Raw genomic sequence first — 20,205 nt, forward strand, 5'->3', positions numbered from 1 at the left:
CTATTCTCTATAAATTTGCTTTTATTTCTTGCAAAATACGCCCTCCGCCCAAATCTAAAATTTTGTCAGCCAAAGCAAAACCAACTTCCTCTGGATTTGAGCCTGAAAGAACCTCTTTGATAATTTCTTTTCCGTCCAAACTAATGATACCTCCTGTCATCGAAATGGTATCTGTTTCGGCATCATATTGAGCCAAACCAAACACTGGAATGCTACAACCACCTTGCAAACGCTTCAAAAATGCTCGTTCGGCCAATAGTTGTTTTTCAGTATGTGGGTGATTCAATAAACTTCTAATCTTGCCTTTGATATCGGCATCCAAATTTACCGCACATTCAATCGCCACCGAACCTTGTCCTACAGCAGGCGTAAAAGTATCGGTCGTAATCAATTGAGCAATATGTTCTTCGTATCCCATGCGATGCACACCTGCAAATGCCAACAATAAAGCATCACAAACACCACTTTCGAGTTTGCCCATACGAGTTTGTAAATTACCGCGCATATCTACAGTTTTGATATGTGGATAAAAATGCTTGAGCATTGCCACACGACGAGTAGATGATGTTCCAACAACAAAAGGCTGTCCGCTTTCCAAGGTCAAGCTTTTGTCAAAACTAATCAAGACATCGTTGACTTTTTCGCGTTCTGAAAACGCAATAATTTCGAAATTTTCACCTAAATCAGACTGCAAATCTTTCGCCGAGTGTTGAGCAATATGGATTTCACCAGAAAGAAGTTTTTCTTCTAACTCTTCTGTGAAAACACCTTTTGAGCCAATTTTTGACAAAGAACGATCCAAAATTTGGTCGCCTTTTGTTTCAATAATCACAATTTCGACTGGTAAACCACCTGCCTCTAATGTTTCTTTAACAAAATAGGCCTGCCACAAAGCTAATTTCGACCCTCTCGTTCCTAGTTTAATCGTTTGCATGCTGATATATAATTAGTATGTTGTGGATGACCGAGACTATTCTCATCCACCAGAATTTCTTTATTTCTGTTTAAATAATTTGGCAATCTGTAAAGACAAATCCAAGTGCAGGATTTTGGCACGAGCATTTCTTTCAAGGTAATAATGTGTTTGTGAAAACTCACCACTAATCAACTCTAAGGCACGTAAATTAACCGCTTTTGAAAAATTTTGTACAAAAGTTAACTCATCGCCTTCAAGTCTCACGAGACTTTCTGCACCGCTTTTCCACATCAACAAATCTCTAAAGATATTCAGTCCATACTCCATCATACCTTTTTGGTCTTCTTTTGAAAAAGCATCAAACTCATCTGCCAATTTAACCAATGCTGCCACATCGGGCTTGTAAGCCATTCGCATCCAATTGGCAAACCATTGATGTTTTCCTTGTCCTTGGTTTTTACTCAAGGACAAAGCCTTATTGAGATTACCTTCCGACAAATAAGCGATCTGCTTGGCACGAGAACTTTCCACTTGAGCCTTCTCGGCTAAATACAAAGTAATATCCTCATCCGAAAATTGTGGGATACTCACACGTTGAGTCCTTGATAAAATAGTAGTCAACAACTTGTTGGCGTCATTGCAAACCAATAAAAAAAGCGTTTTGGCTGGTGGTTCTTCAAGGATTTTGAGCAAAGCATTCGCAGAGCTTTGGTTGAGCATTTCGGGTTGCCAAATCAACAAAATTTTATATTCAGCCTCAAATGCTTTTAAGGATAATTTTTGTATAATTTTTCTGGCTTCCTCTGCCGAAATATTACCTTGTTTATTACCTTCTACTCCTATATGTTCAAGCCAATTGGGCAATGCCCCGTATGGTTGTTCAGCTGTAAACTCACGCCAAAGAGGCAAATAGGCATCAGATTCTGCTTCTTTCACCTTCTTCGTGGTTGCTGTTGGAAAAATATGGTAAAAATCTGGGTGAACTAACTTGCGCATTTTAGCACAAGAAGCACAACGCCCACAAGCATCATCGGGTTGTTTGTCCTCACAATTGATATAGGTAGCGTACGCCCAAGCCAATGCCAAATTACCCGACCCCACTGGCCCATGAAACAACTGCGCATGCGCAACATGATTGCTCTGCACCGAATGAATAAGGGTCTTTTTGATGGATGATAAACCGGGTATTTCTCTAAATAACATAACTTTTAAACTGGCTTTGAGCTATTGGGAAAACAGATTGCTTTACCCTTTTAGACTTTCTATTTATTTTCCTGAAAATATTTAGGAAGTATTGAATCTTAGAATGCGCTACGATGCGCCTCGGTTTGTTCAAATACTGCTTTGAGAATATTTTCTTCTATTCCTTCAAAAACACGTCCTCGGCGCTCTAACACTGCACGAGCCACTTGGTTGGCTTTGCGCAAATGATAGGTTTTGAACCCTGCGCTACCACCCCAAGCAAAGGATGGTATATGCTTTGGCTGGAAATCTGCTCCAAAGATATTACAATTTATGCCAACCACCGTGCCTGTATTAAACATTGTATTGATACCACACTTAGAATGGTCACCCATAATCAATCCAGCAAACTGCAACCCTGAGTTTTCGAAACGATTTGTAACGTAACTCCAGAGCTCTACTTTCGAATAGTCATTCTTCAGGTTTGAATTATTGGTATCTGCTCCCCAATTGCACCATTCAGCAATGACCGAATTTCCCATAAAACCTTCATGCCCTTTATTCGAGTTCCCAAATATGACGACATTACTTACCTCTCCGCCCACCTTACAACCTGGACCTATCGTAGTATTAGGTCGCATTTTGCCATCAAGATTTACGACAGACCCTTCCAAAATAGCAAAGGGTCCTTGAATTTTGGCACCTTCCATAATAATGACATCTTTGCCAAGGTAGATAGGTCCTTTCTCTGCATTGAGTGTAGCTGCTTTAATATTGACTCCTTCTTCTACAAAAATTTGCGATTCGTTATATACCGCTGTAAAACGGTCAGTTATTGGCTGAGAAGTTCGTCCATGAGTTATTCGGGCAAAATCGGCTTTGATTTGTTCCCCATTTAAAAGAAATATATCAGTCAATTGGCGAATAATCGTCGCAGTACCATCCCACTCTATCACCTCAATGGTATCGAGCGTGTCAAGCAAAGATGCCGATCGGTACGCCAAAGTAACACCCTCTAAGCTTAAAAGTTGTCCTGAGCTTAACCCTCGAATAGCCTCCAATAAAGCTACATTAGGACAAACAGCTCCGTTGATAAAGATATTATCTGATTGAAGTAGGAGTGGATATTTCTCTTGCAGATAATCTTGTGTCGCAAAAGAAACCGAATCGTCGAGATAGTCTTGCCATTTTTCAGTAATGGTATCTATTCCAAAACGGATTTCGCTAACTGGACGCACAAAGGTAAGAGGAAGCAAAATCGCTCTAATTGAGGAGTCATCAAATATGATATAATTCATCGGTATATATAAATTTGAATAGAATGAGTGTGTTGCACCGAATTTTTGCTGTGTTCTAGCAAACCTAAAAGATTCTTGGAGAGAATACTAAATTTTCGAATTAAATTAATGAGCTATCGACGATAACGATGTGTTAAGAATAGCCCAATCTGATTCATAGTACTTTTCTAAGTTTCTCAAAAATTCAGTACTTTTTTTATAGTGTTTGATTTTGCCTCAAAAATACGCAATATATTACTTGTTATAAACGTCTTTGAATTGATTTTTAAAAACAAAAGCCTCTTAGCACGAAACTAAGAGGCTTTTTGGTACAACATATAAGCCAAAGAGGCTTTGTTGTGAAATTATTTCTTCTGACCGAAACGTTTGTAGAATTTATCAACACGTCCAGCAGTATCAAGCAATACGTTTTTACCAGTATAGAATGGGTGAGATAAAGAAGAAACCTCTAGTTTGAATACTGGGTACGTTTCGCCTTCAAATTCTGTTGTTTCAGTAGTGTTAACGCAAGACTGAGTCAAAAATTTAAAGTCAGCAGACAAGTCATGGAAAACAACTGGTCTGTAATTTGGGTGAATGTCTTTTTTCATTTCTATTTTTTAGTTTTGAGACGATTCCCTGCCGTCTCGGTTAAATTGAAGCGTTTCGACAAGTCGTGGCTGGGAGGTTAGCGTTATCAGTAGGCCAATTATCTGAAGATAAGGCGATAACGTTTCACAAACAAGAGTCTCGAAACGGGACGCAAATTTACATTTTTTTTAGTGCTTTCAAAAACTTTTTTTCATGAAAATATTAATAGACAGCCGTTTACTCGCTAAAGATTTTTTTTTGAAAAAAATATTGTAGTAATATTCCAAGTTGCACTTTGTCTAGTGAACTGATTATCTAAAGTTTGAGTTGTACATTATAAATAATCGCTAGAGATGGCCTTGCGAGAACTATTTTTTTTCATTGCGTTGGGTAGATAAAATTACTAACTTTGAAGAAGAGAGAGCCTCACAGAAAACCAAACATCTCCGCTCAGTTTGAGCTAACTATTGTTTATTATTAAATCATTTTGACTGACAAGTTTCTTGATGCATCAGATTTGTACAGCTCAATAATGAACAATCTCGTTAAAAAACGCCTACTCCAAATTTCCTTAGTTTGGTAAGTAGAGCATCTAGGCCATTTTACTGCTAATACATTAATAATCTGCAAATTGAAAAAAGATTTGCAATTAGTAAAAGCTAATAAATTCGTAGCTTAGGTGGACAGCTACGCTAAATTTCAAATGTTCATCGTTTACAAGATATTCGATAGATAATGTTATAATCTTTTAAGTGAAAGTTTAATATGTGTCTATCACCCAAAAATCCTTTTAGAAGAAAATTAGTGGCTAATGCTTTAACCCCTAAAATCAATAGTTGATATGTACGTTATTAAAAGAGATGGCAGACGTGAGTCTGTAAAGTTTGACAAGATTACCGCTCGAATCGAAAAACTTTGCTACAGCCTCGACCCTTACTTTGTGCAACCGTTGGAAGTAGCCAAAAAAGTAATTACTGGCTTGTACGACGGTGTGACAACGACTGAATTAGATAACTTGGCTGCCGAAACAGCGGCTTCGATGACTACCAAGCACCCTGACTATGCGGTGTTGGCAGCGAGAATCGCTATTTCGAACTTGCACAAGAATACCCAAAAGTCCTTCTCAGCAACGATGAAGAAGTTGTATAACTATGTCGATCCTAAGACTGGTGAAAATGCAGCTCTTTTATCGAAAGAAGTTTATGATGTCATCAAAAAACACGCTGGTGAACTAGACGCTGCTATCATTTATGATCGTGATTTTGGCTATGATTATTTTGGTTTCAAAACTTTAGAAAAATCATATTTGCTCAAACTAGACGGTAAAATCGCTGAACGTCCACAACACATGTTGATGCGTGTAGCTGTAGGTATTCATTTCGATGATATAGAATCAGTACTTGATACTTACAACCTTCTTTCTGAGCGTTGGTTTACTCATGCTACTCCTACCCTTTTCAATGCTGGTACGCCAAAACCTCAAATGTCATCTTGTTTCTTATTAACAATGCAAGACGACTCTATTGAAGGTATTTATGATACATTGAAACAATGTGCTAAAATTTCACAATCAGCGGGTGGAATTGGCTTGAGCATTCATAATATCCGTGCTATGGGTTCTTATATCAAAGGAACCAACGGTACTTCAAATGGTATTATCCCAATGCTTCGTGTATTCAACGATACAGCTCGTTATGTTGACCAAGGAGGTGGAAAACGTAAAGGTTCTTTTGCTATTTATTTAGAACCTTGGCATGCTGATGTATTCGATTTCTTACAACTTCGTAAAAACCACGGTAAAGAAGAAGTTCGTGCGCGTGACTTATTCTATGCACTTTGGGTACCAGATTTGTTCATGAAGCGTGTGAAAGACAATGATGTTTGGTCGTTGTTCTGTCCTCACGAATGCCCTGGCATGGATGAATCTTATGGTGAAAAATTCGAAGAACTTTACACTAGCTACGAAAAAGCAGGTAAGGCTCGTCGTGTAGTAAAAGCTCAAGATTTATGGTTCGAAATTTTGGAAGCACAAACTGAGACAGGTACTCCGTTCATGCTCTTCAAAGACCACGCAAACCGTAAGTCAAACCAAAAGAACTTAGGTACTATTAAGTCTTCAAACTTATGTACTGAGATTATCGAATATACTTCAAAAGACGAAGTAGCGGTATGTAATTTGGCTTCTTTGGCTTTACCAAAATTCATTAAGCAAAATGAAAGAGGGTTCTTAGAATTCGACCACCAACGTTTGTATGAAGTAACAAAAGTGGCGACTAAAAACCTCAATAAAATCATCGACCGCAACTACTATCCAGTAGAAGAGGCTCGTCGCTCAAATATGCGTCACCGTCCGATTGGTTTGGGTGTGCAAGGTTTGGCAGATGCCTTTATCTTGTTGCGTATGCCATTCGAATCTGATGAAGCTCGTCGATTGAATAAAGATATTTTCGAAACGATTTACTATGCTTCGATGGAAGCTTCGATGGAACTTGCCATCAAAGAAGGTCCTTACGAAACATGGGAAGGCTCACCTATCTCTCAAGGTATTTTCCAATTTGATATGTGGGATGTAACACCAGATTCAAATCGTTGGGACTGGGAATCGCTTCGTAAAAAAGTAGTTGAAAATGGCGTTCGTAACTCTTTATTGGTAGCTCCAATGCCAACAGCTTCTACTTCTCAAATTTTGGGTAACAACGAATGTTTCGAACCATATACTTCAAATATCTATGCTCGTCGTGTATTGTCGGGTGAATTTGCGGTGGTAAACAAACACTTGTTGAAAGACTTAGTGAAATTAGGTTTGTGGAGTGATTCTATGAAGAATAAATTGATTTCGGCTAATGGTTCGGTTCAAGGTATTCCAGAAATCCCACAAGACTTAAAAGAGCTTTACAAAACAGTTTGGGAAATCAAACAAAAAGCAATTATCGAAATGGCTGCTGACCGTGGTGCTTATATCTGCCAGTCTCAGTCATTGAATATCCACATTCAAGACCCGAACTTCGGTAAGCTGACTTCTATGCACTTCTATGCATGGGAGAAAGGTCTTAAAACAGGTATGTATTACCTACGTACTAAGGCCGCAGCTGATGCTATCAAATTTACAGTTGAGAAGCAAGCCGATGTAGCCATCGAGCACGCAAACGTTGTACACGAACATGACCTTAATTATGAGGCCTATGCTGCCAATGCGAAAGCTAGTGCCAGCACGTTCAACATTCCAGGACTGAACAACGTAACAGAACAAAACTGGTCTGCGATGCAATGCTCTCTTGACGACCCAGACGGTTGTGAAGCATGCGGGTCTTAATTATTGGCTTGGGGCTTTGTAGCGAGCTATTAGTTTGCTGTACTAGCTAAAGCAATCTAAAATCCCTCAATCTGTCATGGATTGAGGGATTTTGTGTTAAAATTGAAAGGTTACAAAAGAAAAGGGATATCTGTTATTGAGGATATTATGCTAAATGATCCGATAGATAAATGCCCAAAGCCTGAATCACTACTTACACTTACCTACATTTCTATGAATAAAGAAATTCTCAAAAAAGCCGCAGGATTCTGTGCGTATCAGGAAAGAACCCATCGAGAAGTCAAAGAACGTCTCGACGAATGGGGCGTGTGGGGTGACGAAGCCGATGAAATAGTAGTTTGGCTTATTGAGAATAACTATCTCAACGAAGAGCGATTTGCCAAAATCTTCGCAGGGTCTAAATTTAGAGTCAAAAAATGGGGTAGACTCAAAATTCGTCAAGAACTAAAGATGCGTGGCGTATCCGATTATTGTTTACAGATGGGCATGAAAGAAATCGACCCCGATGAATATATTCAAACTTTGGAAGACGTTCTTCACAAAAAAAGAGGTGAGATTAAAGATACCAATCCATTAGTGGTCAAACAAAAATTGCTTCGTTACGCTCTGAGTAAAGGATACGAGCAGGATTTAATTTGGGATGCCCTAGGTCGAATCGTACTTTAATAACTTGTAGAACCATGTCTTTGGCATTGAGATTTTTAGCTCTTTTCAACAAATTCTCTTTTTTTTTGTCAAATAATTTTTTTCAGACTACCTTTGAAGTCATGAACCAGTCAATCAACACATACCGTGCTTATTATTACTACGCTTTGCAGGCTTAGTCGGTTGTGTTATGACTTTAATTTGAAAAAATCAAAAAACTAATAATACACAAGCCGACTCAGTGAGTCGGCTTTTTTGTTAACCAATTATTCGATAGCCCTGATTATTTAGTAAAGAAAAACTTTTACTAAATAATATGTCCTAGTAAAACAATGAACATAAAACCAGCATCCCGCATGAACTTGGTTCAGGAGTACTACTTCTCTACCAAACTAAAACAAATAGCAGATATGCGTGCATCAGGCATTGATGTGCTCAATTTAGGTATTGGAAGCCCAGATTTGCCACCGTCTGTCGAAACCATCGACGCATTGACAGACAGTGCTGCACATCCCAAACACCACGCCTATCAAAGCTATGTGGGGATTCCTGCTTTGCGTGAAGGTTTTGCTCAGTTTTATCAAAAATTCTATGGCGTAACACTCAATCCTGTTAATGAAGTATTGCCTTTGATTGGTTCGAAAGAAGGTATTATGCACATTGCGATGGCATATCTGGAAGCTGGCGACGAGGTATTGGTACCCAACCCTGGCTACCCAACCTACCGTGCAGCTTCGCTCCTAACAGGTGCTACTGTGGTAGATTATGACTTGGCTGAAGACAATGGCTGGTTGCCTGATTTGGGTGCTTTGGCACAGAGAGATTTGTCAAAAGTAAAATTGATGTGGGTCAATTATCCACACATGCCGACGGGTGCACAAGCAAATACTGAATTTTTCGAAAAACTCAGAGATTTTGCGATTACTCATAACATTCTGATTGTAAACGACAATCCATATAGCTTTATCCTAAATGATTCTCCACAAAGTATTTTGGCGGTTGAAGGAATGAAAGATGTGGCCATTGAGTTGAACTCTCTTTCAAAATCACATAATATGGCTGGTTGGCGTATGGGAGTTTTAGTTGGAAATGCCGAATTAATAAGTCATGTGTTGAGATTCAAATCGAATATGGACTCTGGTATGTTTTTACCATTGCAAATGGCAGCAGTAAAGGCACTCCAAAATCCTCAATCTTGGTATGACTCTTTAAACGAGATTTATAGACAACGTCAAACCAAGGTGTTTGAAATTATGGAGTTGTTGGATTGCAAATATGACCCAAAACAAATCGGAATGTTTGTATGGGCTAAAATTCCGGATTCATATACCAATTGCTATGAGCTTTCTGACGAAATTCTATTGGGCTCGGCAGTATTTATTACCCCAGGAGGTATTTTCGGAACGGCTGGTGAAAGATACATTCGTATCTCGCTATGTGCCGAAATCACTCTGTTTGACCAAGCTATCCAACGCATTCGCCAATCAAAGGGAATTTGTTCTTAGGATAACGGGCTAAGTTTTAAATATATTTCAACATTTATCGGAAACGATAATTCCATCATTGAGCATTTACAAAAATGAATATATCAGTAGTCGGACTTGGTCTTATTGGTGGATCAATGGCCTTAAGTCTTAAAGAAAGTGGGTTTGCGGATTCGGTTATTGGCGTAGATAACAAAACCGAACACGTTATCAAAGCCCTCGAACTCCAGTTGGTCGACCGTGTGGCTTTGCTTAACGATGCCATCAAGCAATCAGACATTATTATCTTGGCTGTCCCTGTAGATGCTTTGGTTAAGCTTTTACCAGAAGTTTTGAATCATGTTTCAGAAAATCAGGTAGTCATAGAAGTTGGTTCAACTAAAAAACCTGCGGTAGATTCTGTCAGAAACCATCCCAACAGAGGAAATTTTATTGCTACTCACCCCATGGCAGGTACCGAGTTTTCGGGACCAGAAGCGGCTATTCGAAATTTGTTTGATAACAAAACTTGTGTACTTTGTGATGTGCAAGATTCGAAGCCAGCACTCGTGAAGGTGATTGAAAAAATGTACACAGAGGGATTAAAGATGCGTTTGACCTATCTTGACTCAGCAGCGCATGACGTGCATACAGCCTATATCTCGCACATCTCACACATTTGTTCGTTTGCCTTAGCAGCTACAGTTTTGGAAAAGGAAAAAGATGAAGAAAGTATCTTTAATTTGGCAAGTTCAGGTTTTGAGTCAACAGTACGTTTGGCCAAATCGAACCCTGATACTTGGATTCCGATTTTCAGACAAAATCAAGATAACATCATCGATGTACTTGACGAATATATCAATACCTTATTGAAATTTAAAGGTTTGATGTTAGCCGATGGTTACGACAAATTCAAAGATTATTTGACTCAAGCTAACGATATTAAACGTATTTTGAACAAATAAGAGAAAAAGTTGATACATAAAGAAGGCGCAGTCGGATTATCCCATTGCGCCTTCTTTATGTATCAGCATTATTTCAATCTTCTCGGAGTATCCTTCATTGCATATTTAAGGACTACTTTTTTTCCAGAAACTTTTTCAATAAAAGGTTTCAACATCTGTTCGGCGGATTCTTTAGTTTGTTCCAAAATACCCATCGATTGAGCTGATTGTTGCACCTGAACTTCGGCTTTTTGAAAAGCTTCATCTACTAATTTTGCTTCATCCATGAAGGCAAATTGTGTGTCATAAACCTTCGATTTGGAATGGTCTATTTTGTAGTTACAAATCTCAGGTTCAGGCAGATGTACAACTACTGTATCCTTTAATTCCTGTAAATCTGCAACTTTGATTTTTGTTAAATCGATACAACCTGTGGCTTCGCCTGTCACGATTAGCAAAACTTTAGCATCAGGCAAAAAGTTCTTCTTGATTTTTGACTCCACCACATCTCTAAAATTATATTTCACCAACTCGATTTTACCCATTGAGGTAATTTCTTGAAGCAAAATATTATGACTTACTTCTGGCGTTTCAGCATTATCATTTTTCAAAAATTTATATTGTTCCCAAAGCCAAATTCCACCAGCAATAAGGAGGAAAAGCAATAGCAAACGGATGATTGTTTTGAACATAGCCTTAAAAAATTAATTGTGTATCGGTAAATGGAAATAGGGTATTCGATATTTTACTTTTATCAAGGTAACAAAAAAAGCCTACAAATAATTGTAGGCTTAAGGAATATTATCTTTAATAAACGGTATCTCTTAGTCACAAAAAATTAATGAGAATAAGATGATTCGTTTTGTTTTTCTAAATCAAAAATCTCATTGATAACGTCTACCAATTGGTCAGCTTCACCACGCTTACAAGCTGCTTTGAGCTGTAGCACTGGCATCTTGATAATTTTTTGAACGATACCCATCGTGATTTTATCAAGTTTCTCAGATTCTTCAGGAGAAAGGTTCTTCAAATGGCGTGCAAGCTCTTCTTTACGGATTTGCTCTAAGGCATTTTTCAATTTATTGATGGTTGGAGATACCACCATTTCTTTTGACCAATCCTCAAAACCTGCAGTAGCTTCTGAGATAATTTGTTGAACGTGAGGAATAGATTCCAAACGAGTTTGTAAAGCCTCATCCGCTCTTTGGCGTAGCGTATCGATATTGTAAACCAATACACCTGGAATCTCTTCCAGATTTTCCTCCACACTACGAGGTACAGATAAGTCAATAAAATATTTGAAAGTAAGAATTTCCATTGATTGAATCATCTCTTTAATAATCAATGGTTTATCAATCATGACAGATGAGATAATCACATCGGCACGTTTGATTTCTTCTTCCATATCCACAAAATCAGCAATACGGAAATTATGTCCTTCGGCAATGGCTTCGGCTTTAGCACGAGTACGGTTCATAACCGTAATCTCAGCAAATTCTTTGTCTGCCATATTTTTGCAAACATCTATACCGATTTCACCAAGCCCTAGAATTAATACTTTTGGTAAAGCAATATTTTGAGTCATCTCCTCAGTCAATGCTACGGCTGCATACGACGTAGAAGCTGCTCCATCACGGAAAGCAGTTTCTTGCGCGACACGTTTGTTAGCAAAGAAAATCGTATGCATTAAACGGTGTAAAAATGGACCAGCCATATTTAAGTCAGCCGCAATTTGATACGATTGTTTTACCTGATTCGGAATTTGAAGGTCGCCTACTACTTGTGAGTGTAGACCAGTGGCCACTTCAAACAAATGCTGTACAGCATCTGCTTGAGCATTGTATTGTTGGAAATATGCAAAATATTCGTCAGTCGTAGCAATGCCTTTATCAAGCAACAAAAGCTTAATAATGTCAGTATTGCGGTTTTCCTCTGACACATAGTAAACTTCCGTACGATTGCAAGTCGACACCAAAATAACTTCTTGGATATCGAACATATCTCTGATTCTGAGGGAGAAATTTTTGATTTCATCCTCATTCAAAGCCACTTGCTCACGTACCGCTAAGGGAGCTGACTTATATGATAAACTGATTGATTTGAATTGATTTTGCATAACACTTAACTATTCCAAGCACAAAATTACAACATGAATAGACATTAATAACTCCATTTTTCGCTAATTATTTATACTTAAACATAATTTAGAATGAGTATAAATAATTCGCTTCTTTTGAAAGATTAAAACTTGGAAATGTACTATTTTGAGGCTTAATCTTCCGTTAAATTTCATACTGCGAGTTAGTAAAATTTATCGCTCACGAATATGACTTTTGTCACATTCAGACATGACAATTTTTGCTAGTGCTCCAAAATTAGGTTAATGATAAGAAGGTAGCTATTCAATTTTGATAGAAAAAGAGGAAGAAGTTTAAACGTAGTGATGAACTTTTGAGAATGAGCGATTGATAAATCATCTGAACTTTTATCAAAAGCTCATTCTCAAAGTCATTAAAAGACATCTATCATTTTGGTAAACTATTGACCTACAATATCGGCACGCATACCGCCTAGTGCAGTCAATAATTCGATTTTAGCTTTAGATTGAACATTATATTTCACCAAAGAAGCCGTCAAATCTTCTACCAAAGCATTAAAATGTGCATCAGTGATTTTCATTCCTTTGTGAGCAGTTTTCATATCTAAACCTGTGTATTTTTCTGGTCCACCCGACGCTTGTCCCACTTGGTTGATAAGATTATTGCGTAACTTCATCAAACGAGCTTGATCAGCGGCAGCAGCAGCAAAAAACGAGTTGATACGAGTATCAGCAGCTACTTTACCAATAAAATCATCAATCACAGCCGAAATACCTGCATTAGCTCCTAATCTATTATACAATGATACTTGTCCTTCAACGATATCACCTTTCATACTAGCCAAGGCTGTCAATAATTCCGTTTTTTCGGTTGTACCTACTTTGAATTTATCCAAAGCAGCAGTTAAATCTTCTACCAAAGCGCCAAAATCGCCATCGGTAATACCCATACCTTTGTGAGCTGTTTTCATGTCTAATCCAGTGTATTTTTCTGAACCGCCAGTTGCCATCCCCACCTGATTAATAAGGTTGTTGCGAAGTTTAGTCAAACGAGTTGGATTAGCAGCTGCATCTGCAAAAAAGGCATTGATTCGAGTATCACTAGCCACATTAGCAATAAACTGGTCTATAACAGCCGAAATCGCCGTATTGCCTCCAAGACGCAGGTACAATGATTGCGTAGGTTGCATGTCATCGTTTTTCTTGCAAGAAGTAAACATGAGCATACCAGACATGAGGAGTGCTCCCCATAATTGCGCAGATTTTTTCATATTTTTTGAAATTTGATTGGTGATTACAAAAGTCGTCCACACCCGCAATGGTTAACCTTTGCGAATTAAAATAGAGAGAAAACGGGCTAATTTTAATCAATAAGTGTCCAGCGTGCTGATAGACTCAACACTTGAAACAAAGCAGGATTTAATCATTAAAATAGTGATATTGAATACAGAGTAAGGAATTTGAGTAAAAGAAGAAAGCACAAAAAGTATCTAAATAAGTGTTTTATGTGCTTTCTTCTTATTCAATTAAATAATAACAAGAAACAAAACTTCTGTCTGAAAACAGAAAGCTAGGGACTATACGTAATCTTTTACGACAAACAAAGGGCGGATCTTGTCGCTAAGAATTATCTAAAACATAAAGCTTTCTTGGCATCTAATACAAAGTCTATGTAACCCATTGGGATTGGACATTTAGGACCTTCCATTTGGCTAAATTCAAGCTTTGTTGCCATTACTGGAAACTTCTCTACTTTTTCTTTGAGCGTTTCCTCATTTACTTCGTCAGCATGATATGTCACACTAACTGTTTGATTTTTAGGATTTACAGTTGAGGCTGTCACTCCTATGGTACTTTCTAACGAAGATGCCAGTGATGTGCTATCAGTCGCAGAAAGGGGCTTTGAGAGATTGAATACCACCAATTGGATGGGTTTCAAATTTAGTTTATCAGCTAACGAAGGTTCTTCCCAGTTTGCATACACTACAAAGGCCAAAAAGAGAACACCCACAGTCACTGAAACTGCTTTAACAATTTTCAATAAAGTTTTCATATACATTTCAGGATATTAATCAATTGTAAGGATTATCAGTATATATTTTTAAGGTAAATGGTACTTCTTGTCAAGGATAGTGTGCTTTACTATTTTTCTTCGAGTCTTAGTAAAAGGTTTAAAAGAAAAATAGGGTTAACATGATTTAAAGATAAATTATAACTACTTGGCTGATTGCGTAAAGGCTCCAAACAACCATCGGCGGGTAAACCGATAGTTATTTTCGACTTACAAACATATCTACGGCTTATCTGAAAGTTCGGATTTATGTAAATCTATTTTTTTCTATTTTTTTCTGTTTTTTTGATTTGTGAATAAAACGGTAATACTCTATCATTGTGGCATGACACATTCTGGGCAAATAACAGATTGATTTGACTTATTTCATATTGGATAAAATGCAAAAAATTTTGATTACAGGAGCCAATGGACTACTAGGGCAAAAACTAGTTCAATTATTGGCAAATAATCCAGCAATTGAACTAATTGCTACAGCGAGAGGCAAAAGTAGACTTAGTATTTCGGAGGGATTTAGCTATCAAGAAATGGACTTAAGCAATCCTGTCCAGGTACAAGAGGTAATCGATAAAGTGCGTCCTGATAGTATTATCCACACAGCAGCTATGACCAATGTGGATATATGCCACCAAAATCCTGAAGGTTGTTGGGAGGCCAATGTAACGGCGGTTGAGTACTTGATTGAGCAATGCCAACGCCACAATATCTATTTATGCCATGTATCTACCGATTTTGTTTTTGATGGAGAAAGTGGTCCCTATCGGGAAGACGACCAGCCTGCTCCTATTTCGATTTATGGCAAAAGTAAATACGAAGCCGAATTACGCGTACAAGCCTCTGATTTGAGTTGGAGTATTATCCGCACTGTTTTGGTCTATGGAATTGTACCTGATATGAGCCGAAGCAATATTATTCTTTGGGTAAAAAACTCTTTGGAAAAAGGTCAAGCAATTAAAGTGGTTAGCGACCAGCTTCGGACACCAACTTTGGCTGAAGATTTAGCTATAGGTTGTTGGCTGGCTACCCAAAAGCAAGCTCAAGGTATTTATCATATTTCGGGAAAAGACTTTATGAGTCCTTATGATATGGCTATTGCCACTGCCAATTATTTTGCCTTAGACAAAACCCTCATTACTGAAGTTACCGCAGATACTTTTACACAGGAAGCCAAGCGACCTCCTCGAACAGGCTTTATTTTAGACAAAGCTATTAATCAATTGGGGTATAATCCTGTTAGTTTTGAGGAAGGAATCTCTGTGATGGTCAAACAACTCAAATAAATTCAGCAGTAATACAAGCATGAGTCATCCTTAATTTAGTGATTTACAATTGAGTGAATGAGCGATTATTCTAAAATTTATATTCTAATTGTAGAGACGCAATGCTTTGCGTCTTACATAGTAGTATCAAAACATGAGTCATCCCTAATTTTAGTGTATTTTAGGAAAGAGATCCTGTTTTTGTTTGTCTGGATTCAACATTTAGATAATTGAATTTTAAAGAAGGCTAAAATTTGCTCAGATATTAGAAATATCTTGACTATCACTTAAAAAGGCGTTCGAAAAACTGATTTCGAACGCCTTTTTTGATACTATATTTCGAATGATACCTCTTTAGACGCAAAGCATTGCATCTCTACACGTAAAATTCATATTAAAAATAATCACTCATGCACTCAATCTCCAATCACTCAATGGTATATTGAAAAACCTATCTAATTACAGATACATGTTTTGTTTTTTCGTAACCATCTAGCTTTACACGAACAATAAATGAATTGAAAGGTATATTACTCAAATCAATTTGTTTACGTGAATCAAACTTTTCGACTACGTAGGAAGAGAGTAAACGACCTACTAAATCATATACCGCAACCTGAGCACCTACCAAATCATCAGCCACTTCAACCGTAAAGATACCAGTAGTAGAAGGGTTTGGATAAATACTTAATCCATCAAGATTAGGGTCAGCTTTGAAAGCCTTCACTACCGAAGTTTTTGAGAAACAAACCAGCTTATTATCAGGCAAAGCTATAGGAGTATAGGTAAAGCTAGAACGAACTTGGTAATTGCCATCCATTCTTACTTTGATATTTTTAGCATTACCAGTAATTACTTTTCCATTCAATAGCCACTCATATCCGTTTGTATCGCCATCACCTGTCGACTCAATAGTATAAGAACCTACTTGTGTAACTACAGGTGTTACAGGAGTTGCTCTAACATCGATAAATCTCTGTGTAGAGGCAGGAGAAAAACATCCGTTAAAGTCCTGAACACGTACTGTATAGTTACCTCCACGTTTGGCATACCAAACATTATTGGCACCATATCCTAATGAATCAGCACCAACCCACCAATAAGCTTTGAAGTTACTTATAGTACTAATTTGAACACTATCACCAGAACAGAATATGGTATTACCATTTGCAAAAATATTTGTTGAAGCAGGAAGCGCATTTACCTTAGCTTCGATTGGATTAGAAGGCTTAGACAAACACTTAAAACCATTGATAGTTTGAACCGTATATAAACCTGCTTGATTAATCGTAATACTTCTGGTACTAGCACCATTACTCCATTTGTAGCCTACATCAGCAGACGAATTGAGCGTAAGACTTTTATCAGCACAGAAAGGATTTTGTCCTACTGCTGTAATAATTGGAACAGTTGGCAATGGATTTACCGTAATTTTTGCAGTATCAGAATACGCAACAGATTGACAACCATTAGCATCTGTAACCTGTACAGCATACCCTCCTGCTCCTTTGGCATACAAATCTCTTGTTACTACTGACAATGCAGCACCATTAAAAGTCCATTTGTAAGATGCTGTATTATTAGGTAATGTATTTGGCAAACTAGAACGTAACAAAGCGCTATCGCCATCACATATAATTTTACCATTTACAGCTAAGATAACAGGCTTGGTCGGTAGGGCATTGATTTTAACAACCTGTGCTGTTGAATATGCAGAATTACAAGTTTGTGAGTCCTGTACCTTCACACTATATTGACCCGATGCTTTTAAAATAACTGTACTTGTTGTCGCTATCTCTTGCTGAGTTTCTTCATTTCTCCAACTAAACTTTTCTACATTACCGTTGGCATAAAGCGCTACTAAAGTAACTGTATTGCCTTCACACACACTCGTAGGAGTCACTGCAAAAATAGTAGGAGCAAGCGGAGCAACTAATACTACAATTCTTGATTTATCAGAATTTGGAGAAATACACCCTTTGGCAGATCTTGTTTGTACACTATACACTCCTGCTTTATTAATAGTAATTGCTCTATCAAAACTTGTACTTTGAGTAGCACTTGTAGAATCCGTCCAGATATATTGAGTTTCAGAAACAGATGAGGTTAGTGTAACACTTTTATCAGGACAGAATGTCAATGGACCACTAGCAGTTATCACTGGTTTAACAGGAAGAGGGTTAACAACTACTGGTACATTGGTTGATGCTAAGACCGAGCGACATCCTTTATCGTTAATCGCAATGACATTATAGTTACCTGTAGTACGAACCGTGATAAATGGTGTTGTTTCACCTGTATTCCAAAGATAGTTATCTGACTGAGAAGACGTAAGCACTACTTGTCCACCATCACAAAACTCCAACGCTGAGGAGTATCCAATCACAGGCTGCGCAGGTCTGCCATTAATTGTGACTGCATACACTGATGAAACTATCGATTTACAGCCTAATGTATCTGTATAAACAACAGAATAATTTCCTGCATTTTTTATAACAATATTTTTTGTAGTTCTGCTATCTGTCCATAGAAATGTTCCTTTTACATAGTTATTTGTAACACCAAGCTGAACACTATCGCCTGTACAAACCCCTAAGTTAAGGCCATTTTGAAGAATAGGGTTATTAGTAAAAGTTACAAGACTCAAAGCTGGTGTAGCAGGTCGAGCATTCATCTTAGTCGTTACAGGATCAGAAGCAACAGAGTAGCAACCATTTGCATCCAAGGCACGTACGGTAATGATAGAAGATTTTCTAATAATCAACTTTGTTGTCGTATTGGTAACTGTGTCTGCATCTGTGTTTCTATACCAGACATTTTTATTGGCCGTATAAGATGAAGATAGTCCTACAGTAAAGCCTTCACAAAAAATAATCGGAGCATCAACTGTAATGGTAGGTTTAGCAGGAAGTGTATTAACGACAACTACTACAGAGTTAGACACTGGAGACTGACAACCAAACGAATTAGTAAAGGTAAGGTTGTATGTTCCCGCAGTTTTCACATATATAGTCTGGGTAGTTTTGGTATTACTCCATAAATATGAACCCGATCCTTTATTGTCAGAGCTTAGCAAAATACTATCTCCTGCACAAATTTTAACAGTTCCATTTGGTGTTATTACTGGTGCCGTTGGTACGGGATTTACAGTAATTACCATTGGGTTTGATGCAGGTGATTTACAACCACTGCTATTTACTGCACGCACTGTAACTGAATTAGAAATTGATACTCGAATAGTATTAGCACCAGTTGTTGTTGTATCTCCACCAATCGAACGACTCCACAAGTTACTACCAGCACTATAAGACGAAGTTAACGTGACGTTTCCACCGTTACAAAATGTAGTTACTCCACCCGCTGAAATCGTGGGTTTTGCTGGTAAAGCATTTACGACAACAGTTACTACATTTGATGAAACTGACTCACATCCACTAGCATTTTTAAACTTAACAGAATAGGTACCTGCTGTTTTTGCATAAATACTTTGACCCAACGATGCGTTACTCCATGTATAAGTACCTGTACCTTTATTATCTGAACTAAGTAAGATACTATCTCCTGCACAAATACTTACGCTTCCGCTTGGCGTTACAACAGGAGCAGATGGATAACTACTCATTGTTGTTGTAACAGCATCTGAAGCAGGTGACACACAACCATTGGCATCCCTTGCAACAACATATACAGAGTTGGCGTCGCTCACTGTTAATTTGGCAGAACCAGTTGTAGTTGTCGAACCACCCACAGTTCTTGACCAGATATTGCTTCCAGCTGTATATGATGAACTAAGTCCTACCGAACCGCCAGTACACAAAGACAAACTTCCATCGGGAGTAATGGTAGGTTTTGCTGGTGCGGAAGGATATAGTGATAAGGTAATCACATTAGAGGTTGCAGAGCAATTAGAAGTTGCATCTGTAGTACTAACTGAAAAGGAATAATTACCCCCAGTTACAATAGAGTTACCTGCAATTGATAAGCTTTGTAATGAACCAACTGAAGTGCCATTTCTGCTCCATGAGTAATTGGCAGCGGTTGTAGATGAAAGTGTTATACTACCAGTCCCACAAAAAACACCAGAAGTAGAGCCATTTGCAGAAATTACAGGAGTGGTAGGTACAATTTGAGCAACCGTATAAGCGCTCACCGAAAGCCATGCTCCTCCAACTGTTTCTTTGTATCTAGCCGAATAGGTACCAGGGCTCACGATAATAGTACTATCAGAACCAACAACAGTCGATGTTTGTGTATTAGTCCATTCGTAGGCTGCTTTACTTTTAGGTAGTCTAAGCTTTACCGTGCCGTTTCCAGTACAAATATAAGTTCCTGATACAGGTGTGATGGTAACTTGTGAAATTCCGTATAGTATCGTCAAACAATTCAACAATACGAAAAAGAAGAGTTTGAAAATTTGTTTCATAATTGCTAATATTTTACTCTTTT

Annotated in this window: 14 protein-coding genes; 5 read left to right on the plus strand and 9 right to left on the minus strand. The window is 37.9% G+C overall.

Annotation, left to right across the window (positions count from 1 at the left end; genetic code table 11):
- Window positions 1–7: 7 nt before the first annotated feature.
- From hemC to QM481_RS17680, 4 genes are all read right to left on the minus strand, one after another.
- A complete protein-coding gene (gene hemC / locus QM481_RS17665; RefSeq protein ID WP_283325586.1) occupies window positions 8–934 on the minus strand; it encodes a hydroxymethylbilane synthase in 927 nt (308 codons plus the stop codon).
- 60 nt (window positions 935–994) lie between these two features.
- On the minus strand, window positions 995–2,119 hold the full coding sequence (locus QM481_RS17670; RefSeq protein WP_283382690.1) for a DNA polymerase III subunit: 1,125 nt from the start codon (window positions 2,117–2,119) through the stop codon (window positions 995–997).
- 98 nt (window positions 2,120–2,217) lie between these two features.
- A complete protein-coding gene (locus QM481_RS17675) occupies window positions 2,218–3,396 on the minus strand; it encodes a GlmU family protein (protein ID WP_283382691.1) in 1,179 nt (392 codons plus the stop codon).
- Window positions 3,397–3,740: 344 nt separating this feature from the next.
- A complete protein-coding gene (locus QM481_RS17680) occupies window positions 3,741–3,986 on the minus strand; it encodes a type B 50S ribosomal protein L31 (protein ID WP_095160592.1) in 246 nt (81 codons plus the stop codon).
- A gap of 821 nt (window positions 3,987–4,807) precedes the next feature.
- Between QM481_RS17680 and QM481_RS17685 the strand changes: the two genes are divergently transcribed.
- From QM481_RS17685 to QM481_RS17700, 4 genes are all read left to right on the plus strand, one after another.
- Window positions 4,808–7,279 (plus strand): ribonucleoside-diphosphate reductase subunit alpha, encoded by a 2,472-nt coding sequence (locus tag QM481_RS17685; RefSeq protein ID WP_283382692.1) that lies wholly within the window; start codon window positions 4,808–4,810, stop codon window positions 7,277–7,279.
- 213 nt (window positions 7,280–7,492) lie between these two features.
- Window positions 7,493–7,945, plus strand: coding sequence for a regulatory protein RecX (locus QM481_RS17690; RefSeq protein ID WP_283382693.1), 453 nt, complete (start codon window positions 7,493–7,495; stop codon window positions 7,943–7,945).
- A gap of 311 nt (window positions 7,946–8,256) precedes the next feature.
- Entirely contained in the window at window positions 8,257–9,429 is a 1,173-nt protein-coding gene (locus QM481_RS17695; RefSeq protein WP_310589673.1) for a pyridoxal phosphate-dependent aminotransferase, read from the plus strand.
- Between the two features lie 74 nt (window positions 9,430–9,503).
- On the plus strand, window positions 9,504–10,352 hold the full coding sequence (locus QM481_RS17700; protein ID WP_283382694.1) for a prephenate dehydrogenase: 849 nt from the start codon (window positions 9,504–9,506) through the stop codon (window positions 10,350–10,352).
- 68 nt (window positions 10,353–10,420) lie between these two features.
- On the opposite strand, the gene QM481_RS17705 is transcribed toward QM481_RS17700, so the two are convergent.
- From QM481_RS17705 to QM481_RS17720, 4 genes are all read right to left on the minus strand, one after another.
- Window positions 10,421–11,023, minus strand: a complete 603-nt coding sequence (locus QM481_RS17705) for a DUF4230 domain-containing protein (RefSeq protein ID WP_283382695.1) — start codon at window positions 11,021–11,023, stop codon at window positions 10,421–10,423.
- A gap of 146 nt (window positions 11,024–11,169) precedes the next feature.
- Window positions 11,170–12,447, minus strand: coding sequence for a glutamyl-tRNA reductase (hemA, locus tag QM481_RS17710; RefSeq protein ID WP_283382696.1), 1,278 nt, complete (start codon window positions 12,445–12,447; stop codon window positions 11,170–11,172).
- A 422-nt stretch (window positions 12,448–12,869) separates the two neighbouring features.
- Window positions 12,870–13,700 (minus strand): group I truncated hemoglobin, encoded by an 831-nt coding sequence (locus tag QM481_RS17715; RefSeq protein WP_283382697.1) that lies wholly within the window; start codon window positions 13,698–13,700, stop codon window positions 12,870–12,872.
- Between the two features lie 356 nt (window positions 13,701–14,056).
- Window positions 14,057–14,482, minus strand: coding sequence for a heavy-metal-associated domain-containing protein (locus QM481_RS17720; RefSeq protein WP_283382698.1), 426 nt, complete (start codon window positions 14,480–14,482; stop codon window positions 14,057–14,059).
- Window positions 14,483–14,880: 398 nt separating this feature from the next.
- On the opposite strand from QM481_RS17720, the gene QM481_RS17725 reads away from it, so the two are divergent.
- Window positions 14,881–15,780 carry an SDR family oxidoreductase gene (locus tag QM481_RS17725; protein ID WP_283382699.1) on the plus strand — a complete coding sequence of 300 codons (900 nt, stop codon included), beginning with the start codon at window positions 14,881–14,883 and terminating at the stop codon, window positions 15,778–15,780.
- Between the two features lie 430 nt (window positions 15,781–16,210).
- Here the strand turns inward: QM481_RS17725 and QM481_RS17730 are convergent, their stop codons facing one another.
- On the minus strand, window positions 16,211–20,182 hold the full coding sequence (locus QM481_RS17730; protein ID WP_283382700.1) for a T9SS type A sorting domain-containing protein: 3,972 nt from the start codon (window positions 20,180–20,182) through the stop codon (window positions 16,211–16,213).
- Window positions 20,183–20,205: the final 23 nt, after the last annotated feature.

Source organism: Flectobacillus rivi, assembly GCF_030056655.1.
Classification (GTDB): Bacteria; Bacteroidota; Bacteroidia; order Cytophagales; family Spirosomataceae; genus Flectobacillus; species Flectobacillus rivi.